The following is a 4,021-nucleotide window of genomic DNA, read 5'->3' as shown; positions in this document are numbered from 1 at the left end:
CTGGGGAACATTTTCGTCCACACCCCTAAAAAATCCCGGAACGCTTCTGAGAACATTTTGCAAAATCATGGGGAGCGGCTGGGCTTCCTGGCCGCCCGCCAATCCCAAGCGATGGACGGCTAATTGCGAAAAAGTATGGACGAGAATGATTTCGGCGTGAATTCGTTGCGCTTCTTTTTCCGCCGCTAAATCCAGATCATCCTCATTGATTTGAGGAATGTAGATGCGCTTGATCCCGGCCTCCAGCGCTGCATTCACTTTTTGCGGGACGCCGCCTACGCCCAGGATGACGCTTTCCCGCCGTCCTAAAATATCGAAGGCGCCGGTAAAGGCCGAATCCGCCGCAATCGGTTCGCCGAGATAATCCGAGACGATCGCCGCCGCCAGCGGCAGTCCCAAAGACTCGCCGTCATAGGTTACCGAATGATCTTCCACCCTGCCCGTAGGCAGCGTAATCTGCCATTCGACGATGCGCCCCGACAACCCTTCGCCATAGCCCTGCTGCGCGAGAAACTCATGGGCGACGTCCGCCGCAACGTTCGCCGTATTTAATAAGGACGGCTGAACTTGTTCGCGCGCCAGCGACGAATATTTGATTTCGACGGGCTTAGATTCGGGCCGGTGGGTCACCTTAACCAACACATTGCGCAACCGCCCCTGATTGGTGTTTCCAACGACGAAAAGAGCCTTGGCGACGCCCGAACGTTTCTCGTCTTCGCTGATGGTGAAGAGCAAATCCTCGATGTTCTGCATGATGGCTTGCAGTTTTTCCGATTGGCCTTCCGCGCCTTGTAGAAAGGCTTGGAAGATCGGCTCGAGGAAGGAATTCATGACTTGTCCGTTTTTGAGGAAGCGGCGGAAGGGATCGATGTCGGGGAGAGAAGAGGCTTCGGCCTTTTCGTTTTCCATACCGGCGGCCAGCAGCAACTCGTGTTGGGCGGATTGCAGATTCAAGCGTTTGGCTTCGGCCACGGAGAGAATGCAGCGCAGATGAAGCGCGCATCCCGCCATCTGATATTGCCGAAAGCCTTTGTCCATCGCCCATTGGCATAAAGTCAGGCACTTTCTCGCCAGACGGGGGTGGGCGACCAGCCGCAAAGGGAATTTTTTCAATAGAACCGGCAAGTCCTCTTCGAGAAAGGCGCAAATCTCTTTTATCTCTTGCCCCTTCAATTGATCGAGTTGGTCAAGAGTGATCATGGAGAAGAAACGTTCCAGATCGTAGGACTCTTCCATGACAAAGCAATCCCCCACATCAACGAGCGCTCTCGTGGAAATTTCTACGAACCGTTTATCTCTTGCATCGCGCGCATCGCGGCGTTGCGGACATTTTCATCAGGATCGTCTTTCAGTGAGGCGAGATTGCTTAGAATGGATTTCACCCCTAAATGCGATAATATCTTTAATGCGGAGATCCGTATTTCCGGCGCATGATGGGCCAGCAATTCCACAAAACTACAGGCCGCCTTTTCCCGATCCGCTTTCCGCAAGTCCGCCAGCGGCCACAAGATGGCGATTCGTACTTGCAGTTTATGCTTGATGGCAGCAGCTAACATCCGCTCTTCCTCTGCCAGGCGATATTCGCCTTCGCCCTTTTGCAGAGGGATCAAAGCGCTCATCCGCGCGAACGCCTCTTCCAAGAATTGAACTAAAAGCAGGCCTTCCTGATAAGCGGGATCATCGCTTTTGACGTTGATGCGATATTCCTTGCCGAATTTGATGAGTGTGAGAAAGAAGGGCGATTCTCCCGTTTCTATTCTCTCTTCTTCGAAGCCTTCGCCGGGGGCGGCGTATTCCGCACTAGTCAATGCGGGAGCCAAGCCGGTTAAGGCGATCGGTTGGGGGAAAAAATAGTCCTTGATGGTCCGCAGCGAGTGCAGCCGATCGCCAACCTTCGAGCATAACTCGTGAAGCGAAAGGATGCGCTTCCCCTGCTGCGTAAGCGCTCCCGAATGGCGCTGAATTCTCTCCCAGGCAGCCGCTTCGCCAACGGCGGCGGGGAAATTTTCCTCAATATATTTTTGTTCATATGTGCGGGGAGCGAAGGCGTCGTTTACCACCTCATCCGTCAGCAAGCATTCCTGACAAAAGTCCAAATGCCGTTCCACCCATTGCGCCAGTTCCGGCTCCAATTCCCCATGCAAATAGGCGACGACCAATTCGGGATGAGGATGCTCATTGTCCAGATTTTGGCTGAGAGAAAGTAAGTAACTCTTCGCCCATTGCAGGTGATCCATCCTTTGGGAGCAGAGGGCGCACTCCTGCAAATGCGCGGCAAGCGCCTCTTTTTGCGCTTCGTCCATGCGGCCGAGCATAAAGTCGGCCAGATCGTTATAAGTCGCGTGATTGTTCATTCTTTTTTATCCCCATCGCCCCGGTTAAGAAAGTCTCGTAAACAAATCAGCGCCCGCGCGTAACGTTTTTGCGCGTTAACCGGGGTAAGGTGTTCCCAATTATTATTACGACCGCTCATGACCTCATTCAAAATCCGAGCGATATCAGCGTGTTTGATGTTCCCGGCCAATTGCGCTTGATCGTCAATTTCCAGATCGCGAGTGGGAATCCCCGATTTGAGCAGAACAATGATCGCCTCTTCAGGAGAGAGCAGTTTATGAATCAAGGCGATTAGGGCTTTCCAATCCTCCTCTTGCATGATTTCAGACAGGGAGTCGGGCTGAGAAGCGGCATCGGAGTCACTAACTTTATCTATGGGCATCTCATTATGTTCTTGCGCTTGGATTCGGCGGATGATTTCGTTGGTGACATAAACCGCGAATTGAAATATCCAGGTGGTTGGCTTCGCCCCAAACGACTCATCGTACTGGTATTGTTTTTGATGGAGACGAAGAAATACTTCCTGAAGGCCTTCTTCAACAAGATATTTTAGATCGCTCCGATAGCCCAACTTGAATTTCAAACGATTGATGAAAAATCCGGTTAAGGGTGAATGAAGCAGGCGATAAAATTCTTGGAAAGCGATGCGGTCATCGGGATTTTTGCGCAAAATCCGCAGTAGTTCTTTCAGTCTTTCGTTAAGTTGTTCACGTTCAGGATCATTCATCGTACGCTTAATTCGTCCAATTATTTTTAGCCGCAAGACGCGAATATCCGAACTGTAATGAAATAAGATTTAAATCGTACTATAAATCATACCTCATTCTGAAGTCAAGATCATTTCAATTTTGGTTATCTTATTATGCGCCTGTTAATATTTTCCAATGCGCCGCCTTGATTCGAAATTGCAATCAATAGGACTAGAGTGTAAATCCACCCCCTTGATGATTGCGCCGTCCTTGCGATTTCGGACAAAAATTTTTACTTTTTTTCTCAAATCATTCCATTCAAAAGATGAGATTTGGATTCGAACCGGCAAACCGGCATCGAATCTTTTACTCGATGACTCCCTCCAAAAATATTCTTAAAAGTCCGTTTCTCTGCTCACGGCGCAATACCTAAAAAACAACGCTAAGCATTTCGACGGCGCGCCGAACCATTTCGAAAAAAAATGTCCGAAAACAGATTTTCCTGCAACAACCAAGCATGAGGAGAAAAACCAACGCTCAAGCAAAAGGAGGTGATGAAGAATTATGACTGACCAACAACCGAATCAACCCACCGGCGAGAATAGTTCGCCGAGCAAGCCGAAATCGTCCGATCGTCTGGCATCGCCGTTGAAAGCCGTGGTCATGACCAAGATCGTTCGCGAGGCGGTGGCGCTGGAATACGGAAATCTTTGGAATCCCAACGGCCCCATAAGCCGGAGCGAGGCGTTTCATCGCGTCTCGGCTGGTTATGTCCAAGGACTTTCGGAAGCGGAAGCCAAGCGCCTGTTGGCGGACGAACTGGCTTACGTGGCGGAACAGGAACTGATGGCCGCCGAACGTCAGCGGCGCAAAAAAACGTAAGGAGGCGCGCCATTGGAAACCATTCTGCTCATCGAAGTCGCGGATGTTCCCACGCTCACTCTGCAAGGAACATTCGCGGGCCGCCTCTACTCCATCGTTGCGCCGGATATCGACCG

Annotated in this window: 4 protein-coding genes; 1 reads left to right on the top strand and 3 read right to left on the bottom strand. The window is 50.9% G+C overall.

The genetic code is table 11. The features are described from left to right. The 3 genes from AB1656_17785 to AB1656_17775 form a co-directional block, all read right to left on the bottom strand. Window positions 1–1,236, bottom strand: a 1,236-nt coding sequence (locus tag AB1656_17785; GenBank protein ID MEW6237238.1) for a S16 family serine protease, incomplete at its 3' end; no start/stop codon positions are given. A gap of 44 nt (window positions 1,237–1,280) precedes the next feature. Further along, window positions 1,281–2,354, bottom strand: a complete 1,074-nt coding sequence (locus AB1656_17780) for a zf-HC2 domain-containing protein (GenBank protein ID MEW6237237.1) — start codon at window positions 2,352–2,354, stop codon at window positions 1,281–1,283. Continuing rightward, the gene (locus AB1656_17775) at window positions 2,351–3,061 is read right to left on the bottom strand and encodes a hypothetical protein (GenBank protein ID MEW6237236.1); all 711 of its coding nucleotides are present in this window, start codon (window positions 3,059–3,061) and stop codon (window positions 2,351–2,353) included. The genes AB1656_17780 and AB1656_17775 overlap by 4 nt, the downstream gene beginning before the upstream one ends. A 526-nt stretch (window positions 3,062–3,587) precedes the next feature. Between AB1656_17775 and AB1656_17770 the strand changes: the two genes are divergently transcribed. Beyond that, window positions 3,588–3,905 (top strand): hypothetical protein, encoded by a 318-nt coding sequence (locus tag AB1656_17770; GenBank protein MEW6237235.1) that lies wholly within the window; start codon window positions 3,588–3,590, stop codon window positions 3,903–3,905. The last annotated feature ends 116 nt before the right edge of the window (window positions 3,906–4,021 follow it).

The organism is Candidatus Omnitrophota bacterium (genome assembly GCA_040755155.1).
In the GTDB taxonomy this organism is placed as follows: domain Bacteria; phylum Hinthialibacterota; class Hinthialibacteria; order Hinthialibacterales; family Hinthialibacteraceae; genus JBFMBP01.
This window is presented reverse-complemented; position numbering and strand designations above follow the sequence as displayed.